At 43.9% G+C, this 17,114-nt stretch carries 21 protein-coding genes and 1 pseudogene; 9 read left to right on the forward strand and 13 right to left on the reverse strand.

Translation table 11 applies throughout. The annotated features are described in order from the left end of the window. Positions 1–37: 37 nt before the first annotated feature. The 8 genes from QH73_RS08975 to QH73_RS09010 all read right to left on the reverse strand — a co-directional run bounded on the left by QH73_RS08975 (position 38) and on the right by QH73_RS09010 (position 2,953). A complete protein-coding gene (locus QH73_RS08975; RefSeq protein WP_039716692.1) occupies positions 38–526 on the reverse strand; it encodes a PIN domain-containing protein in 489 nt (162 codons plus the stop codon). Beyond that, complete coding sequence (locus QH73_RS08980; protein WP_039716691.1) at positions 526–807, reverse strand: UPF0175 family protein; 282 nt, start codon at positions 805–807, stop codon at positions 526–528. Before QH73_RS08980 ends, QH73_RS08975 begins: the two co-directional genes overlap by 1 nt. A gap of 118 nt (positions 808–925) precedes the next feature. Then, on the reverse strand, positions 926–1,138 hold the full coding sequence (locus QH73_RS08985) for a hypothetical protein (RefSeq protein ID WP_132866840.1): 213 nt from the start codon (positions 1,136–1,138) through the stop codon (positions 926–928). Then, entirely contained in the window at positions 1,135–1,524 is a 390-nt protein-coding gene (locus tag QH73_RS08990) for a type II toxin-antitoxin system VapC family toxin (protein WP_039716690.1), read from the reverse strand. Before QH73_RS08990 ends, QH73_RS08985 begins: the two co-directional genes overlap by 4 nt. Further along, complete coding sequence (locus QH73_RS08995) at positions 1,514–1,741, reverse strand: hypothetical protein (RefSeq protein WP_039716689.1); 228 nt, start codon at positions 1,739–1,741, stop codon at positions 1,514–1,516. The genes QH73_RS08990 and QH73_RS08995 overlap by 11 nt, the downstream gene beginning before the upstream one ends. A 237-nt stretch (positions 1,742–1,978) precedes the next feature. After that, positions 1,979–2,377 carry a helix-turn-helix domain-containing protein gene (locus tag QH73_RS09000; RefSeq protein WP_039716688.1) on the reverse strand — a complete coding sequence of 133 codons (399 nt, stop codon included), beginning with the start codon at positions 2,375–2,377 and terminating at the stop codon, positions 1,979–1,981. Beyond that, on the reverse strand, positions 2,361–2,660 hold the full coding sequence (locus QH73_RS09005; protein ID WP_039716687.1) for a type II toxin-antitoxin system HigB family toxin: 300 nt from the start codon (positions 2,658–2,660) through the stop codon (positions 2,361–2,363). The genes QH73_RS09000 and QH73_RS09005 overlap by 17 nt, the downstream gene beginning before the upstream one ends. Before the next feature lie 101 nt (positions 2,661–2,761). Beyond that, the gene (locus QH73_RS09010) at positions 2,762–2,953 is read right to left on the reverse strand and encodes a hypothetical protein (RefSeq protein WP_132866841.1); all 192 of its coding nucleotides are present in this window, start codon (positions 2,951–2,953) and stop codon (positions 2,762–2,764) included. Positions 2,954–3,223: 270 nt separating this feature from the next. On the opposite strand from QH73_RS09010, the gene QH73_RS09015 reads away from it, so the two are divergent. From QH73_RS09015 to QH73_RS09025, 3 genes are all read left to right on the forward strand, one after another. After that, a complete protein-coding gene (locus QH73_RS09015; RefSeq protein ID WP_039717690.1) occupies positions 3,224–3,781 on the forward strand; it encodes a type IV pilin-like G/H family protein in 558 nt (185 codons plus the stop codon). 361 nt (positions 3,782–4,142) lie between these two features. Further along, positions 4,143–4,667, forward strand: coding sequence for a type IV pilin-like G/H family protein (locus tag QH73_RS09020; protein ID WP_052290178.1), 525 nt, complete (start codon positions 4,143–4,145; stop codon positions 4,665–4,667). 40 nt (positions 4,668–4,707) lie between these two features. Continuing rightward, a complete protein-coding gene (locus tag QH73_RS09025; RefSeq protein WP_039716686.1) occupies positions 4,708–5,508 on the forward strand; it encodes a hypothetical protein in 801 nt (266 codons plus the stop codon). A 1-nt stretch (position 5,509) separates the two neighbouring features. On the opposite strand, the gene QH73_RS09030 is transcribed toward QH73_RS09025, so the two are convergent. Then, positions 5,510–5,899 carry a tetratricopeptide repeat protein gene (locus QH73_RS09030; RefSeq protein ID WP_039717688.1) on the reverse strand — a complete coding sequence of 130 codons (390 nt, stop codon included), beginning with the start codon at positions 5,897–5,899 and terminating at the stop codon, positions 5,510–5,512. A 252-nt stretch (positions 5,900–6,151) separates the two neighbouring features. Between QH73_RS09030 and QH73_RS09035 the strand changes: the two genes are divergently transcribed. From QH73_RS09035 to QH73_RS09050, 4 genes and pseudogenes are all read left to right on the forward strand, one after another. Then, a complete protein-coding gene (locus QH73_RS09035; protein WP_039716685.1) occupies positions 6,152–6,409 on the forward strand; it encodes a nucleotidyltransferase family protein in 258 nt (85 codons plus the stop codon). A gap of 38 nt (positions 6,410–6,447) precedes the next feature. Next, a pseudogene (locus tag QH73_RS29315) lies at positions 6,448–6,840 on the forward strand (HepT-like ribonuclease domain-containing protein). 25 nt (positions 6,841–6,865) lie between these two features. Then, positions 6,866–7,426 carry a Uma2 family endonuclease gene (locus QH73_RS09045; RefSeq protein ID WP_132866843.1) on the forward strand — a complete coding sequence of 187 codons (561 nt, stop codon included), beginning with the start codon at positions 6,866–6,868 and terminating at the stop codon, positions 7,424–7,426. A 326-nt stretch (positions 7,427–7,752) separates the two neighbouring features. After that, entirely contained in the window at positions 7,753–7,971 is a 219-nt protein-coding gene (locus QH73_RS09050) for a DUF4327 family protein (protein WP_015154334.1), read from the forward strand. A gap of 89 nt (positions 7,972–8,060) precedes the next feature. On the opposite strand, the gene QH73_RS09055 is transcribed toward QH73_RS09050, so the two are convergent. The 4 genes from QH73_RS09055 to QH73_RS09070 all read right to left on the reverse strand — a co-directional run bounded on the left by QH73_RS09055 (position 8,061) and on the right by QH73_RS09070 (position 12,958). Further along, on the reverse strand, positions 8,061–9,332 hold the full coding sequence (locus tag QH73_RS09055; RefSeq protein WP_052290177.1) for a protein kinase domain-containing protein: 1,272 nt from the start codon (positions 9,330–9,332) through the stop codon (positions 8,061–8,063). A gap of 4 nt (positions 9,333–9,336) precedes the next feature. Then, positions 9,337–11,391 carry a serine/threonine phosphatase gene (locus QH73_RS09060; RefSeq protein WP_039716682.1) on the reverse strand — a complete coding sequence of 685 codons (2,055 nt, stop codon included), beginning with the start codon at positions 11,389–11,391 and terminating at the stop codon, positions 9,337–9,339. A 401-nt stretch (positions 11,392–11,792) separates the two neighbouring features. After that, complete coding sequence (locus QH73_RS09065; RefSeq protein WP_039716681.1) at positions 11,793–12,392, reverse strand: pseudouridine synthase; 600 nt, start codon at positions 12,390–12,392, stop codon at positions 11,793–11,795. A gap of 92 nt (positions 12,393–12,484) precedes the next feature. After that, on the reverse strand, positions 12,485–12,958 hold the full coding sequence (locus QH73_RS09070; RefSeq protein WP_052290176.1) for a DUF1824 family protein: 474 nt from the start codon (positions 12,956–12,958) through the stop codon (positions 12,485–12,487). Between the two features lie 783 nt (positions 12,959–13,741). Between QH73_RS09070 and QH73_RS09075 the strand changes: the two genes are divergently transcribed. Next, a complete protein-coding gene (locus QH73_RS09075; RefSeq protein WP_039716680.1) occupies positions 13,742–14,833 on the forward strand; it encodes a glycosyltransferase in 1,092 nt (363 codons plus the stop codon). A 39-nt stretch (positions 14,834–14,872) separates the two neighbouring features. Continuing rightward, positions 14,873–17,113, forward strand: coding sequence for a GumC family protein (locus QH73_RS09080; protein WP_039716679.1), 2,241 nt, complete (start codon positions 14,873–14,875; stop codon positions 17,111–17,113). The last annotated feature ends 1 nt before the right edge of the window (position 17,114 follow it).

A 17,114-nucleotide genomic window follows, 5' to 3' on the forward strand; every position in this document is an offset into this window, starting at 1 on the left:
TAAAAAATCGCTTTTCTAAAGTTGTAGTTCAGACGAATTATGGTTGCTCGTCCTTTTGGTACTGCTGCAAAAGAGACTGAATCAATTTTGGTGAAACTCGAAATGTGGTTTGTTGCAACCGCTCAATTGCAGTAGAAAAATCAATTCTTCTTTTCTCTGCCGCAGAGCCAAGAATACCCAGCAAGCCAACAATCTCTAGCTCGAACTGGGCTGCTATGCGTCTTGCTGCCAAGTCATCTAACAAAATTAAATCTGCTTTCAGTTCAAGAGCTAGGGTAATGGCTTCCTGCTCTCCCAAATCTAACTGATTCAAGGCTGGATTAATTTCACCTGTAATGGCTTGCACCTCCAGCCATTCTGGAGGCTGTGCTGTCCACTCTCGAACAACTAGGGGTGCAGCAGGTGCTAATAACTCATCGCGTACTTTTGGAGGAATAATCACTCGATTAAATAACTGCGGTAAAACTTCAACTTCTTCAATCAGTAGTAAGTAGCACAGAGGCGAGGTATCCGAAACAACAATCATTACCGTTTTAGCTGCCCCTCTTGCTCTAGCCTCCGCATGGTTTGTATATCTTGTTCAAAGTCAGCCTCATCGTAGTGCAGGTATACACCCTTTTCTTTGAGAAACGCATCGACCTCTAAACGAGTAGACATCCCCAGCAATTCCCGCACTTTTCCAGCACTAATAGAGCCTTCTTGATAAGCTGCGATCGCCAGCATTTCTAGTAATTTCCGTTCTAAATTGCCCCATTTTGTCTCTAAAGAATGGGCGACATCATCCGGTAAAGCAATTTGAATTTGCATAAGTTTCTAGTGTGATGATTGTCTCAATATTGTATTGCGTTAGCTAAAGAACCGCATTCTCTTTACAGCAATTCTCGATCGCATATATAACACTGTAGGGGCGCACAGCTGTGCGTCCCTACAGTTTGTGTATTTCACCCAATTGAAAACCGCTATCGATACATCCCACAAGCGATCGCATCCCGACTCTACTAAAGGGCGATCGCACTTCCACTTTACCAACAGGCGATCGCATCCTCACTTCACCGAAGGGCGATCGCATTTCTGCTCTACCAACAGGCGATCGCATCCCGACTCTACTAAAGGGCGATCGTGCCTTGCAATTTCTCACCAAGCGATTATTTGAAGGTTTTCAACTTCTTGAAAGTGAGCATCGCGTGTAACTAATGTCAAATTATACTGAAGCGCAAGTGCTGCAATCCAGATATCGTTTTCAGGTAATGGTCTGCCTTTAAGCCGCAATTTATTCTTAACTTCTCCGTAATAACGAGCGGTTTGTATATTACATCCAAGTACAGCAGTAGTGGCTACCAACTCATCAATCCGTTCTAAATTCTCTTTTGAGCGGCTCGATCGTCTTGCACCATAATACAGCTCGCCAATGGCAATACTCGAAACAAAGACTTCATTTGCTCGTGCAAGATTGCTTTTGACCGCTACATCATCGGCAAAGAGTGCAATGATGATGTTAGTGTCCAGCAGATATTTACCACTCACTGGTGTCAACCTGCTCGCAGTCTTGTTCGATAGCTTCCCGCATTAGGTGTATGTCGTCCGTTGGTAGTGCGCCTGCAAAACGCAGTAGTTGCTGACCTGGAACACCTTGAATTTTTGAACCTGCTAAAGCACGCGCATATTCAAGCACTTGCTGCTGTAAATTCTCAGGCATATCTTTCAATTGCTCAACCACGCAATCCAGAATAGATGTATTCATCTTGCTCTCCTACCCAACATCCTATGCATATTCTAATGAGTTAGTTTTGACGCGATCGCATCCCTACTGCACCCAGAGACGATCGCATTTCTACTTCCCCATCAGGCGATCGCATTTCTACTTCCCCATCAGGCGATCGCATTTCTACTACATCAACAGGTGCGATTGCACCTTTGCTACAAACGATCGCTCGGGCGATCGCATTCCCACTTCCTACCTTTAGGTGGCAGAGTATTATCAGAGGAATAGGCTAGGTGAGACTTTAAATTGCTCACCCAAGATTTTTGCTTGAGCTTTGCTAATCGCTCGTTTACCATTAACAATTTCTGAAACTACACCACTAGAGCCAATTATCCCGACTAAATCGGCTTGCCGCATTCCACTTGCTGCCATTATGTGTTGCAGGACTTCATGAGGTTTCGACTCTGGAATCGGGTGATGTTCGGACTCATACAATTCCACCAGTGTCACTAGCAGCTTGTAAAGAGTTCGTTCTTCCACTGTGCGATTCTTAGTAAAATGCAATTGCTCTGTTAGGGCAAGCATCCGCTCGTATTCCGCTTCCGTTTCAATCACTTTTGGAGCAGCTTGGGCAAGTAGGTTACTATAGGTTGTTGCATCAAAAGTAGGGGTCATTTTTCCATTTGTCTTTGTCATACTCGGCGTGTGTGAGAAAGTATTTGTAATAAATCGTGCCGTCTTCGTAATCGATTCCTACAATTAAGCGATAGGCATTTCCTTTAATGTTAAACACGGTAAAGTTGCCGACTGCTTCCGCATCTCGATAAATAGCTCGAACATCTTCCAAACTGCTCCACTTCGCACTTTTCACCGTAGCGTACCAGGCTTCAATTTGCTTGCTGACATCGGGGTACTGAGCAACATCAGCCCGCAGTCGGCTAATAGCAATCAAGTGCATCTTTATTTCAAGAAATGAGAAATTTTTCTAACTTCAGTTGATACCGCTTCTATCCTCCCAAAATGAGAGGATTTCGGCAATCCAAGTTTCCCATGTCAGATTTATGGCGTAAACACCAACAGGCGATCGCATTCCTCCTCACCACTAGGCGATCGCATCCCGACTCTACCAACAGGCGATCGCATCCCGACTCTACCAACAGGCGATCGCATTTCTACTTCACCACAAGGCGATCGCATTTCTACTTCACCACAAGGCGATCGCATTTCCACTTTACCAACAGGCGATCGCATTCCTCCTCACCACTAGGCGATCGCGTTTGAAACCCGCGAAGGCGGGTTTTGTCTGTGTAGACGCGAATTCTATTCGCCCCTCTACGTAAAATTCACGCAATCTAGAATAAAGTTATATTAAAACAATATGAAGTTTTCACCTTCTCGGCTAAAACTGTGTATAAGCACTGAATTTTGAAAATAGGTGACATGATCTGATTTGGGCGAGGGTAAGTTACTTGTAACAAGGCAATGAGCCACACACTTCACCCCCTAAAGGAGACTACTCTCATGAAATCCGAATTGAAAGCTAAATTACTGCAAAACCTGCTGAAGAACAAAAAGCAAAATGCAGGTTTCACTTTAATCGAACTCCTCGTTGTTGTCATCATCATCGGTATTCTGTCCTCGATTGCATTACCTTCTTTCCTTAGCCAATCTGCTAAAGCTCGTGCATCGGAAGCCAAAACAAATCTTGGTGCGATGAACCGAGCACAGCAAACTTACTATCTAGAGAATCAGGCGTTTGTTGAGGATACTGTTGCTGGTGATGGTAGTGCTATTGCAGCATTAGGTATTGGTATTAAAGACTCTAATAACTTTGCTTATAGAGTAACTGCCACTACTGTTACAACTGATGTTATAAACAGAGCTAGGTCTAAAAATAAAGATCTCAAGGGTCATGTTGGTGGTGTTTTTAGCACAGGTGGACAAACCCCAACAGTCTTATGCGAGGCTAATACTGCTGCTGAAGAAGCGGTTGCAGGTGCTGACACAGCCGCCGATCCTGCACTTGCTGGTGCTGTACCTACATGTGATGCTGCTACTTCAAAGCAAGTTGGAGGTTAATTAGGTCTGCTAAACTCAAATTAATCTTTTTACTTGAGGTGGGGAGAGTTTTTCTTCCCCCTCTTTTTATTTTGCAGTAAAATTTATTTATCAACAAATACAACTATAGATGTTCGTATTTAAAAGTTATACTAGTATTTAAAAGTCATACTAGCTTTTTACGTCACTTAGAAATGTAAACTTTCTAGTAGAGTTAGTCTGTCATTTCTCTCGCACATCAATTAAAACAATTAGTAATAACTTAGCAATTTTATGAATATTATAAATTTTCAGCATTTCAGTATATAAACTAATTTTTATCTGGGTAAACTATGCTTGACTATACATAATTCCATACTTCAAGTACAAGGTATTTACTTAAGTGAAAAACAAATTTATAGCTCTGCAATTATTTCTAAAAATTAGTAACAAGCAAAATTCGGGCTTTACTCTAATTGAGTTACTTGTCGTTATTATAATTATTGGAATTTTATCAGCTATAGCTTTGCCTTCTTTTCTCAACCAAACCGTTAAAGCTCGACAATCAGAAGCCAAAAATAATATTGGTGCGATGAACCGCTCTCAGCAAGCATACTATTTTGAAAATCAGGAGTTTGCTGAGGATACTGCTGGCGGTGCTACCGCTATTAATAAACTAGGTATTGGTATTAAAAATAGTGTTAACTATAGATACGCAGCTACATCTATTACAGCGATAGATGCAGATGTGACGAATAAAGCACAAGCGCAACAGGCTAATTTAAAAGGATACGCTGGTGGTGTATTCACATCAGTAGGATTGACTCAAGTAATCCTATGCGAAGTCACTACTCCTAATCTCGGATTACCAGGAAACCCAGTTAGCGCTAATGCTTGTGACGCTTCTAACCAAATTAGAATACAATAACAAATAAACTTGAAATCACAGATAATGTTATCAGGTAAATATGGCTAGCATATTTCGCCAGAATTTAAATCAAGTTCTTGGTACATCCGTAGTCATTCTACTATGTATAGCAGCAGTTAGGGCTATTCAAGTACCTCAACTAAACCGATTAACTAATAAGACAAATACTGTATCGTTAGCAGACCTTCAAAGAGAAATAAAGTCAGAAAAGTTACAACTCATGACAATGGGTAAATTACCTAGCTTTGGTTTTAGTAACTTAGTTGCTGATTGGACATTTCTCAACTTCCTTCAATACTTTGGAGCTGAAGCCGACCGCGCAAAAACTGATTATGCTCTTAGCCCCGAATATTTTGAAGTGATTTTAAAGCACGATCCATATTTTTTAGATGCTTATCGTTTCCTTTCTAGCAGCACAACTCTATATGCAGGAATGCCAGAGCGAACTATAGCTTTGATGAACCAAGGCTTAAAGTATCTTTCTCCAAAACTTCCATCTCAGTCTTATTACATCTGGCGTTATAAAGGAACAGACGAGTTATTATTTTTAGGAAATCCTCAAGCAGCTAAGCAATCCTTTAAAATAGCAGCACAGTGGGCGAATACTTATTCTGATGTTGAAAGTAAAAATGTAGCAGCAATTTCTCAACGCACGGCTCAATTTATTGAGAAAAATCCGTTGAGTAAATCAGCTCAAATTAGTGCTTGGACAATGGTTTTAAATAACGCATTTGACAATCGCGCCCGCAAGTTAGCAATCCATCATATTCAAGCCTTGGGAGGCAAAGTACTCATGACACCAGGAGGTGAGTTAAAAGTTGAACTTCCAAAGAAAGATTAAATTAGCGATCGCTCTTTTTAATTTGCTGTTTTAACTTGACTAACAACTTTTTATATTCCTGGTTGGTAGAATCCAGTTGAATTAGCTTTTCTAAAGATTGGATTGCAGTTTTAAAATTTTGCATTTGAATCCTTACTTCTACCAATCCTTCAAGTGCAACTTTGTTATCTGGTTCTTGTTTCAAAACTATTTCATACTCTTTTTCTTGTAGCTTTAGCTGAGAATTGAGCAATGGCTTCGATGATTCCACATCCACAATTGCTTGTTGAGAAGTTTCTTGAGTTTGTTTCATTGCAGTGTTGATGGCGTATGCCACTCCAGATATCATAGAGCCACCAAATGCAACAATCGATATAATTGCAACTATCCGTTCAATTTTCTTTCTAGACATACAAGCATGGGTAAAAGATAGCTCTAAATTACCCACTTTGCATGTAAGAGAGATCGCCTCCATTACTAGTTATTACCAAAAGTTTTTAGTTAAGTAGATTTAGCAACTTGACATAGCTATTTAACGCTACCTCTGTGGGTTACTCAAGCGCAATTTCACGGAGAGATCTAATTCACTTACCAATTAACAAAGTCTTAATTCAGTAAATCTACGGGAAGAGGCTTCAATACTTAATACTTGTTTAAGAAAAAGATGTATTTTACTAGAGAACGCGCGATCGCACTCTGCTACAATGTACGAGTTTTTGGTTCGGTAGCGCGGGGGGAAGCTTTAGAAAACAGCGATATCGATCTGTTAATCAATGTAGCAGAAAACCACAGCCGTTGGTTTCCTGGCGACTTATTAGCCGATCTGGAAGATTTGTTAGGCTATAAGGTTGATATCGTTATAGAAAATGGGCTGCATCAGCTAATTCGAGAACAGGTTCTCCAAGAAGCAGTGCCACTATGACCAATGACCGAGTTTATCTAAAATAGATCGGCGATTGTATAGAGCGAATCAGAGACTACACAGCCTCAGGAAGAGAAGCATTTTTCACTAACACAATGATACAAGATGCTACTCTTCGTCGCTTACAAACCTTGGCAGAATCGACACAACGCCTTTCTGAGGATTTGAAAGCAAAGGCAACCGAGATTGAGTAGCGCAGTATTTCAGGCTTCAGAAATATTCTAGTACATGACTATTTGAGTGGCATTGACCTCAAGATTATTGGGGATGTTATCGAGCAGGATCTACTAGATCTAGAGGAGAAAATTAAGACGATTTTGCAGCACAATGTGGCGATCGCCTTTTTAACTTCATTTGCTAGAACAATCTGGATTCTTGCTGGTATAAGATCGATGTTGATGATAGATTTGAACAAAATGCATTGTCTGTAGATCTACAGATATGAACAGCAGCCTGATGATAAATTCATTAAAACTCTCGGATGCAGAGTTCGATCGCATCGTTCGAGCTAATCCAGAGTGGAATTTTGAACAAACGGCAGCAGGAGATTTAATTGTTGTGCCACCCACAGGAGGAACATCTAGTCGGAAAAACTTGAACCTGACTCAACAATTAGGCAATTGGGTAGAAGCAAACTTGAATTTGGGAGAAGGGTTTGATTCCAACGTCTTGTTCGTGCTGCCAAATGGTGCAAAACGTTCTCCTGATGCTTCTTGGGTAGAAAGACGGCGCTGGGAGGCTTTGAGCCAACAACAGCAAGATGGTTACGTTCCCCTATGTCCTGACTTTGTCGTCGAGTTACGCTCCCCTACCGATGCTCTGGAAGAGCTGCAAATTAAAATGCAGGAATATATGGATAATGGTGCGCGTTTGGGTTGGTTAATTAATCCCCAAGATCGCCAAGTTGAAATTTACCATCTGGGACAACCAGTAGAAGTTTTGCTAGCTCCTTTAACTTTATCCGGTGAAGATGTGCTGCCAGGTTTCGTATTAAATTTACAGCGAATTTTTGTCTAACTCTGGGGCGATCGCCTAGTACTAATTAACCGTACTGCATCAAAGAGCGGCAATTATTGTTATGATATTTTACATAGCTAAGAACAACCGATCGCTTCCAGCGTCTAATGTCACTTCCCTGCATTCCAGTTACTCATCTGGCACAGTAGTAATTCCCGAACCAATAACAATTGTCAAGGTACTTGCCAAATCATTTGTGGTAGAGTACAAGAGTAGAGAATTGCTTCTGCGCCGAAGAAAAACTCCACGCATCGGTGTTAATCAAAATTCGGAAGCGTTTCAGGTTAGGTATTTAGCAAACTCAATTGAAAATCTAAGTAAAACTTATGGCTCAGCCTGTTATTCACCCAATGGTGAAGTTCCAGCACCAGATCCGTTCGCTCGTAGAATCCAAAATTGTCAGACCAACAGATAGTATCTGGAAAATTGCCCTCGTATTTGGTAATGAATGGTCTTATTGGAAACAGGAATTAACGGATTTTGGCTTTTCCATGCAAGATCCCGTCAGCGAACTGCTATCGGTAGAAGCTTGGGACGAAGAATAGATCTGTCCGCATTAAATAAAATTTGCCCTCAGACTATCAGGTCTGAGGCGCATACAAACAAAGCCTACCTGCGCAGGCTACTTTACTATTTAGTCTGCACCAGCGGGCTTATTTTGTGCGTGCAAATTTCTAGAGCGGTGACACTCGCTCAGTGCTAATGCCAGTTCTTTAGCCGTGGCGTAGCGATCGCTAGGTTTAGTCTCTGTCACCCTTGTAATGACTGCCTGCAATTCGGGAGTCACATTTGGTATACCATCTAATTGAAATTGATAGCCTTTACTACTAGAGCGATAAAATTTATACGGCGCTTCGCCTGTTAACAAAAAAATTAAAGTAGGTCCGATCGCGTAAAGGTCAGACTGAATTAATGGGTGTCCGCGTTCTTGTTCGGGGGCGCAATATCCCTCAGCCCCAATCCGCGTCACAAAAGCGGTTCCACCCGTTTTCACAGCGCCAAAATCTAGCACTACAATCCGATTATCGAGCGATCGCAACATCAAATTAGCGGGTTTAATATCGCGGTGAATTAGCGGTGGCTCTTGGCTGTGAATGTAGTCTAAAATTTCACACGCTTGCAGCATCCAATCAATCGCTTTGGCTGAGGTGACAGGACCGTATTTATAAATTATCTGCTCTAAATTTTGACCGTGAATCAGCTCCATCGCCAAGTATTTCTTCCCATCTTCGACGAAAAAATCGTAATATTTGGGAATTCCGACATGGTTTAGATGCTTTAAGGCATTAGCTTCCCGTTCAAACAGTTCTTGTGCCTTGGCAACCTTGGCAATTTCAGCATTCATTTCCTTCAGGACGAGTAATTGGGGCTGAGGCTGACGAGTTGAATTATTTCCCAAATGCTGTTTCTGGCTGGGATTCCAAGCAAGATATGTCGTTCCCATTCCCCCCTGTCCTAAAATACGTAACACCTGATACTGGTGAATCGTCTGCTGTACTGAAAGGGGCTGACCGCAGTGAATGCAGAATAGGTTCTGTGGCGAATTACCGCTATGAGTGCAAGTCTTCTCTCTGGCTTTGGTACTGGGAGGTTGAAATTGAAACTTGAGAGTAGGACCACCTTTTGCTAGTTGAATTATCGACCCATCAGCGATCGCGCTTTGCGAGACTAACACACCATCCAGAAAAGTCCCGTTCGTCCCCTGATTGATCAGCTGCCAAACATGACTCGATGAATCTTCTCCATTTTGCCGCTGGAGCAGTAAATGATGGCGGGAAACTAGGGGATCTGCCAAAACTACATCGTTGTCGGGGGCGCGACCGATACGAATAATTGACGCATCCTCGAATTGCCATTGTTGCAGGGGCTGAGATTGTTGTGGATGTAGCAGGTATAGCGTAACCACACGATTAATGCTCCAACTTCGGGCGCACTTTCAACCGTACTAAGACAACGGTAATATTGTCATGCCCGTTGTACTGATTAGCTAATTCAATCAATTCGCTGACACCTCGCTCTAAGCTAGCACCTGAGTTAAGTAGTGGTTCGATATGGGTTTCCCAATGTTGCTCTAGTAGCCCATTATCTGAAACTCCATCTGATACTAATATCAACAGAGTGTCTTCATTCAATTCCACAAAGCTGACATCAGGATTGACATAATTTTCGTCCCTGGGACCCAAAGCTTGCGTCAGTTGGTAGGCATCAGGACGGGCATAGGCGATCGCTGGTTCCACACCCCGCAGAATCTCTCGCTGTCCCACTTCATGATCCAAAGTAACTTGCTCTAACCCGCGCTTGCGGCTGAAGCTGTAGAGACGGCTATCGCCAACGTGAGCTACAGTCATTTGGTTGTTGCGGACGAGAACGAGTACCAAAGTCGTTCCCATCCGTCCGACACCCGAACGGGCATCCTGCTGGTTGAGGTCAAAAATTCCTTGATTGGCAATGCGGATTGCCTCGCGGATAGAAGCTTCATTGGGTAAAGCTTGGTACGGTTGCCAATTGGCGTGAAAGTATTCTTGTAGCTTCTTCACGGCTAATGCACTGGCTACCTCACCGCCAGCGTGTCCGCCCATGCCATCACAAAGAATATAAATACCTTGTGCCTCAATCGTGCGATCGTTGGGAAACACGTATTTATCGACTTTGGTGATGATACCAAAACAATCCTCGTTATGATGCCTTTGACGACCGACATCAGTGTTACCCGCATCCTCGATCCCAACCAAATGCATTGGCAGTACTAGAGTGGGTAACTCCTCGCTTTTCATAAAATTCTCTTGAGATTCGTTCATCTGAATAACAGTTGGTGCAGCAGAGTTATTTAAAGTTACTCCAACTTTTCCTCGATCGGCAGCTGCCTCCTGTGTATTCAATACTGAAGGAGAATAAGGTGCGTCGATCGCCTCTAATTGTAATTCACTGCTCGTAGCTTGCAGGCGCGATTGTAGCTCATCTGTTGTCTGGATGTCGCCCGCAGTTAAATCTAACAGTAACTCTACCAAGGACCCAAATTTAGTGCGTTGAGACTCTTGAAATAACTGCTGCCAAATCTGCCCCAAATCTTGCAAGCTTAAATTTCCTTGATTTTGCTCGGGATACAAGCGTTGCAATCCGAAATTTCCAGTCGCATCCACGCGCAAGTTAGATAGCTCCAATAGACTTTGGCGACAATGCCAAGGCTCCAGTTCGTGCCACAGCCGTACCATATCCTCAAACCACTGCATAATCTGCATTGGAGTCGTACCACGTTCGTGCCACATCTGCATCATGTCTTGCCAATCAGAGCGATCGGCAATCAGAATCACTTGCTGGTTTCCCTGCTGCCAAGCATCGTGGATTTTCGGTAGCTTTTGACTAGATTTCTCACCAAATTTAGAGTTGAGGGCAACATAGGTTTTGGCGATCGCCGGAATTGATTGTGCCACCATCACGTTTGCGCCTGCTTCTAGGGGCGACAGTTGAAATGGCTGGCAGTCGAGGACTCTCACTTGCGCCTCTGCGCGATCGCTCGGATTCAAAGGCATTTCCAACGGATCGAGCAACTGATAGCGCTGCTGTAAATCTAAATAAGCTCCTGCTGGTAAAGCAGAAGTGGTGAGGCGTGAGTCGTGAGTCGTGAGTGAGAGAGCCAAGGGAGCAGGTGGAGCAGTTCCCTCTGACTTCTGCTGAGACACTCTGCTGGGGAGCGATTCTACAATTTTTGGTTCTCCTGCTACGTCCAGCGCTTCTACGACTTCTGAGTTGCTGACAGGCGAACCTTCCTGCGGCTCTACAACTCCCATCACGATCGCCCACCACACTGTCCCCGTTTGAGCGCCGCAGTTATGGCACAATTTTGCATTTAAAGCCACCTGAGTTCCGCACTCAGGACAAAACTTGAAGGTTAGGGGAGTTCCACAACCTTGACAAAACTTGTTGGTATTAGCATTTTCGCTCTGACACTGGGGGCAAATCAGCATCTTTAACTTCCTTGTCTTCCCAATTTTAGGAGCAGTTTTAACCCTGATGACGGCAGAAAACTGGCTACCCATCCAAGTCGTCACAAGTCACTTTTCCCTACTCAGGAATCGTTCGAGCTATAGATAATAGCAGGATATACCCAAGTAGAGCTACGAGGCTTAAAAAATCAATACTTTGTTCAGCTTAGCAGTTATCAGTTGTCAGTTATCAGTTGTCAGTTATCAGTTGTCAGTTATCAGTCAAAACAGGAGATAGAAGCCAATAAATCTTCTGAAGCCCCTGGAGACTCCGATCGCTCCCGATAGCTCTCTTCCCCCTACTCCCTCCCGTACGGGCGGGTTTATCCGCAGAACTCTTGGTTATAGTACAGGTAGGTTCTAAAAACCCGCCCCTACACGACTTACGACTTACGACTTATCCCTACGCTTTTTAAGAGTAATTCTAGCTCTGGGGCAGTTAAGTCGCGCCATTGTCCGGGTGGCAGATCTCCTAGATATAGGTGAGCGATCGCCACTCTGATTAAGCGTAAGGTGGGAAATCCTACTTTAGCTGTCATCCGCCTTACCTGACGGTTTTTACCTTCTGTCAGGACTAGTTCTAACCATGCTGTAGGCACGCTTTTGCGATCGCGAATTGGCGGATCTCTTGGTGGTAAGGTTGGTTCGGGTTCTAGCAGCTTAACTTTGGCTGGTCGAGTTCGATAATTTTCAATTATCACTCCTTGTTCTAATTGCTGAATCGCTGATGCATCTGGAATTCGTTCTACTTGCGCCCAATAAGTGCGGCTATGTCCAAATTTAGGATCGGCAAGTCGATGTTGAAGTTGTCCGCGATCGGTTAGTAGCATCAACCCCTCGCTATCCCAGTCTAGGCGACCGACGGGATAGACTTTGGGAATGGGAATGTAATCTTTGAGCGTGCGCCGCTCTTTTGCGCCATCGCTAAACTGGCTCAACACCCCGTATGGTTTATTAAACAAAATGTATCGGTATTTACCCATTGTAGAGGGGATAAGTCGTAAGTCGTAAGCCCTAAGTCGTAAGTCGGGAATGAGTGGTGCGTGGTTTTTCTCCCCAGCTAGGCGACTCTCCCTCAGCTCTCTTCCTCCCTGCTCCCTACTCCCTGCTCCCTGCTCCCTACTAGTTCAAACAAATCCAACGGCAAATAACCGTAAGTACCGTTGACTGATTCCTCTACCAATGAATGATAGGATAATAGTACGCCGCGATACGTACCTGTATAGGAGTCGAGGTAGTACGTCTGTCTTTGTCCGTTGAATTTAATATAAACTGGAGCGATCGCCGCAGCTAAATCGGTAGGAGCGATCGCAATTGAATATCCTAGAGCTTTAGCATAAGATGCTAATGCTGCTAGCCCCTGCTCTGGCGTGTCGGCACAAATTCCGCAGTTGACGAAATCTGCTTGTGTGCTTAGTAGTACTAATGCTTGTTGCAACTGGGCAGCTTCTGCTGCCGATTCTACAGGTTTAACTTCCAAACAACTGAAAGTTTCCAGTAATTTTTGGGCTGTGGCGATCGCGAAACGATCCGAAAGTGGCTGAGACATAAGCAGCGATGCATGAGATGCATGAAATAACGCCTGAAACTCTGCTTGTTGCCATAGTAGAACAGTCTATGCCAAGCAACATGGGGGAACAATTTGCCGCCTGAAGCAAGTTCTAAAGAATAGGCAAGCTGATTCCAAACTATTTTCAAAATATTGTCCAGAACTAGACCTATAATCGATTGGTCGAGGCTAAACTCTTGCCGATTGCGAATTTTATTTAAAGTTTAGTTTCTCATCCTAGCATACGGAAAGTCATAATTTACTGGCTTTTCCAACTTAGCGCGAGCTATTACCTCAGTTGAGTTCGCTTGATGTCAACGATTCTACCCAACTATCGATTTGATTTGGATTGACCGAAAAATATGAGCAAAGCATAAACCTCGATTTTAGTTTCAGTAATTCTGCCAATACGTTGTGAATCCTGTATTCAATGCAACTAATTCCTCTGTGAATGCGTCAACTTCAATTGAATGCAGAACGCGAACTGCGATTCTCTCTCGGATAAGATTCATTTTTTGCTAGTGCTTCCATCGATCAATTATTTAAAGTTTAGGTAAATTTTCTCGGCTAGGTACGCGATTCTATCAGTTCTCGATAACAAGTTGAGTATAATAATTTCTGTTTACATACATTTTCAGTGTATCTACGCAAATGCCAGCTCCTAGCAACAATTACGATCTCTGGAGACATAGTTATTTGTACGTTCGCGGATTTAACAGATGAATTGCGATAATGCCTGTTCCTAAAGTTTGACTCTACTAAATAAACTTCTATTATTTTTTCATGAAGATAGCCCTAGTTCACGATTATCTAACGCAAAGAGGTGGCGCAGAGCGAGTCTTTGAACTGCTTTGTCAACGCTATCCCGAGGCAGACATCTTTACTTCTGTATACGATCCCGAACAAACTGTCGATTTAGGTAACCGTATAGTTCACACGACAGGATTACAAAAAATTCCAGGTGCGGCAAAATATTTCCGAATGCTGGCTCCTCTCTATTTCCCTGCTTTTCGCTCTTTAGATTTACAGGATTACGACCTCATTATTAGTAGCAGTAGTAGCTTCGCTAAAGCTGTGAAGAAGAGAAAGGGAGCGCAACACATCTGCTTTTGCCATAACGTGACTCGGTTTTTGTGGGATACAAAAACTTACTTGAGAGAGTATGGGGACTATCATTATTTCTATCCGTTAATTGAAATGATCTTTCGCAAAATGCGAGAGGTTGACCGAATTTATGCTCAAGAACCCGACCTTTATATTGCTAACTCTAGTATCGTAGCTCGACGAATTAACCAGCACTATGGCAAACCAGCACTGGTGATTAACTACCCAATTAATAGCGGTAACTTTACTTTTTCTAATGACAAGGAAAACTTTTATTTAGCTTCAGCTCGCCTGATCAGTTACAAACGAATAGACGTAATTGTGGAAGCTTTTAACTGGCTGGGGTTACCTTTATTCATCATCGGCGATGGACCAGAACGTCAACGTTTAGAGTCAAAAGCGCTGAAAAACGTCAGATTTTTAGGACACGTCAGCGATGCCGAACGAAAATATTTGATGTCAAAAGCTTGCTCTGTAGTTGTCGCGGCTTTAGAAGATTATGGACTAGTACCAGTAGAAGCAAATGCCAGCGGTACGCCCGTGATTGCCTATGGCGCGGGAGGAGTCATAGATACTCAAATTCCAGGGCATACAGGAGTATTCTTTTATAGACAATCGCCAGATGCAATCCAAAATGCTTTGCTTGCTGCCAAAGAAATTCAGTGGGATTACGGCAAAATTCGCCATCACGCCCTGAGTCATTTTTCAGAACAAGCCTTTTTTAGCAAAGTTGAACGGGCGATCGCCGATACGGTGAGTAGCATTGCATAAGTTCATTAGGATCGTTGTAGACTGTTTGGAGTGCTAGGCATGGTAAGAGTAAATGAAAGTAATATGCCCATGATCGTCGAAGAATCAGACGGTGGATACGGGCAGTTGTTAGCAGTTTTGATGCGCCGTCGCTACTGGCTGCTGGGGGTTATGGGAGCGGTGTTGACAATTGCCACTGTGTTTACCTTAATCTCCAAGCCTACATATCAGAGCGAGATGCAGTTGCTGATCGAGCCGAATTATCAGGGGAAGAAAGATGGCACAACCCCGCGACAAGGCGAGCAGTATGCTGATTCTGGAGTCACGATTGACGACTATGCCACGCAAATTAATGTCATGCGTAGTTCGCTGCTGATTCAAAGGGCAGTCGATATTCTCCGCTCCGAATATCCTACGCTTACAGTGGCGGAGGTGAAGAAAAACTTAGTATTAAAACAAGTTGTTGAAGAAAAAGCCAATACCAAGATCGTCGAGGCGACTTATACAGCAAACGATCCGATTAAAGCACAAAAAGTTCTGAAAGCCGTCCATACAGTTTATCAAATTTATAACCGCGAACAACAAGAGCAGAGATTGAAAAAGGGTTTGAAGTTTATTAACGAACAAATCCCTGCCGTGACGAAAACAGTCGATCAAGCGGAAAACAAGTTAGAAGAGTTTCGCAAAAACAATAACCTGATCGATCCAGAACAACAAGCGGCAACGGTCAACAACTCGTTAAACGCGATCGCCCAGGAGCGTGAAGTCATCCGCGCTCAGTATAATGACCTCCAGGCACGCTACGGTCAACTGCAACAGCAACTCGCTCGTTCTCCGCAACAAGCGCTAGTTGCTTCCCGCTTGAGCCAATCATCTCGCTATCAAACGCTACTCAACGAGTTGCAGAGAACGGAACTCGCCCTATCACAGCGGCGGGTTGTCTTCACAGATGAAGACCCCAACGTGAAAAAATTACTCGAACAACGGCAAAACCTGCTGAGCATGATGAAGCAGGAAGGCGGACGAGTTCTAGGTGAGGGACAAGCATCCCAAGCAGCAGCAGCTGGTAATGCGGCAGATGGTATTCTCCAGCAAGGACAATTAGGAGCGCTCGACCTCAACCTTGCAGGTCAACTGATCGAAGTACAGACAAATATGAACGCGATGCGGGCGCGGGATAACAGTCTAGCGCAAACGCAACAGAAGCTACGTAGCGATCTCAAGCGCTTCCCAGTACTATTGGCAGAATACAACCGTCTAGTTCCCTTCGTCCAAATTAACCGCGATAAACTCCAGCAGCTATTGAGAGCGCAGCAAGAATTAAGTTTAGAAATTGCTAGAGGTGGATTTGACTGGCAAGCTTTGGAAGAACCACGTCTAGGATTGAAAGTCGGTCCCAACTTGAAGCTGAACTTGTTGTTGGGTCTAGTTGCGGGGTTGATGCTGGGTAGCTTAGCCGCCTTTCTGCGCGATGCTGTCGATGATTCCGTTCACAGTTCCGAAGACTTGGAGAGACAGTTTGAGCTGCCATTGTTGGGCATGACTCCAGAAATGCCCAGAGGCAGAGTGGCACAGCCAGAAGTCAGTTTACCCTTTGGCAAGCCGCTTCACCTGTCGCCCTGGACGGTACAAGTACGAAATTGGCCCCCATCTTGGGAATCGCTGGATTTGATTTATCGCAATCTCCAGTTGATGAACGAAATGGCTGCATTCAAATCTTTGGTGGTGACTTCCGCCGTAGCAGGTGAAGGTAAATCTACTTTAGCCTTGGGTCTAGCTTTAAGTGCGGCGCGGCTGCACCAGCGGGTATTATTGATCGATACCGACTTGCGCCGTCCGAGTTTACATCAAATCCTGAATCTCCCCAACGATTACGGACTGTCTACTCTGTTAAGTAGCGATGCCACGCTGCCGATGCATAATGCAATTCAGTCTTCTGGCTCCTACATAGACATTTTGACTGCCGGACCCCAGCCAGAAGACCCAGCCAACCTACTCAGCTCGCAACGGATGCGAGAGCTGATGGCAGGATTCGAGCAAAACTACGATTTGATTTTACTCGACGCTCCACCGTTACTGGGTATGGTAGATGCCATGATTGCCGCTTCTTGCTGTACTGGTGTCGTGCTAGTTTCTCGCGTTGGCATGGTCAAGAAGACAGAATTGGTACAAGCCAACGCCATGTTGAGAAAGCTCAACGTAATTGGAGTGGTGGCAAATGGCGTGAGTAACGTTTCTTACGGCTATGGAGCCTACTCTAGAGAACAAGGAGTCGAGCTGAAAAAAGTCTGGGGAAGTTAGG

Source organism: Scytonema millei VB511283 (genome assembly GCF_000817735.3).
In the GTDB taxonomy this organism is placed as follows: Bacteria; Cyanobacteriota; Cyanobacteriia; order Cyanobacteriales; family Chroococcidiopsidaceae; genus Chroococcidiopsis; species Chroococcidiopsis millei_B.

What these genes read in the sequence shown, in the direction of transcription:
- QH73_RS08975 (WP_039716692.1), bottom strand. Translation starts at nt 526, where the DNA reads ATGATTGTTGTTTCGGATACCTCGCCTCTGTGCTACTTACTACTGATT.
- QH73_RS08980 (WP_039716691.1), bottom strand. Translation starts at nt 807, where the DNA reads ATGCAAATTCAAATTGCTTTACCGGATGATGTCGCCCATTCTTTAGAG.
- QH73_RS08995 (WP_039716689.1), bottom strand. Translation starts at nt 1,741, where the DNA reads ATGAATACATCTATTCTGGATTGCGTGGTTGAGCAATTGAAAGATATG.
- QH73_RS09000 (WP_039716688.1), bottom strand. Translation starts at nt 2,377, where the DNA reads ATGACCCCTACTTTTGATGCAACAACCTATAGTAACCTACTTGCCCAA.
- QH73_RS09005 (WP_039716687.1), bottom strand. Translation starts at nt 2,660, where the DNA reads ATGCACTTGATTGCTATTAGCCGACTGCGGGCTGATGTTGCTCAGTAC.
- QH73_RS09010 (WP_132866841.1), bottom strand. Translation starts at nt 2,953, where the DNA reads ATGCGATCGCCTGTTGGTAAAGTGGAAATGCGATCGCCTTGTGGTGAA.
- QH73_RS09015 (WP_039717690.1), top strand. Translation starts at nt 3,224, where the DNA reads ATGAAATCCGAATTGAAAGCTAAATTACTGCAAAACCTGCTGAAGAAC.
- QH73_RS09025 (WP_039716686.1), top strand. Translation starts at nt 4,708, where the DNA reads ATGGCTAGCATATTTCGCCAGAATTTAAATCAAGTTCTTGGTACATCC.
- QH73_RS09030 (WP_039717688.1), bottom strand. Translation starts at nt 5,899, where the DNA reads ATGTCTAGAAAGAAAATTGAACGGATAGTTGCAATTATATCGATTGTT.
- QH73_RS09035 (WP_039716685.1), top strand. Translation starts at nt 6,152, where the DNA reads ATGTATTTTACTAGAGAACGCGCGATCGCACTCTGCTACAATGTACGA.
- QH73_RS09045 (WP_132866843.1), top strand. Translation starts at nt 6,866, where the DNA reads ATGATAAATTCATTAAAACTCTCGGATGCAGAGTTCGATCGCATCGTT.
- QH73_RS09050 (WP_015154334.1), top strand. Translation starts at nt 7,753, where the DNA reads ATGGCTCAGCCTGTTATTCACCCAATGGTGAAGTTCCAGCACCAGATC.
- QH73_RS09060 (WP_039716682.1), bottom strand. Translation starts at nt 11,391, where the DNA reads ATGCTGATTTGCCCCCAGTGTCAGAGCGAAAATGCTAATACCAACAAG.
- QH73_RS09065 (WP_039716681.1), bottom strand. Translation starts at nt 12,392, where the DNA reads ATGGGTAAATACCGATACATTTTGTTTAATAAACCATACGGGGTGTTG.
- QH73_RS09070 (WP_052290176.1), bottom strand. Translation starts at nt 12,958, where the DNA reads ATGTCTCAGCCACTTTCGGATCGTTTCGCGATCGCCACAGCCCAAAAA.
- QH73_RS09075 (WP_039716680.1), top strand. Translation starts at nt 13,742, where the DNA reads ATGAAGATAGCCCTAGTTCACGATTATCTAACGCAAAGAGGTGGCGCA.
- QH73_RS09080 (WP_039716679.1), top strand. Translation starts at nt 14,873, where the DNA reads ATGGTAAGAGTAAATGAAAGTAATATGCCCATGATCGTCGAAGAATCA.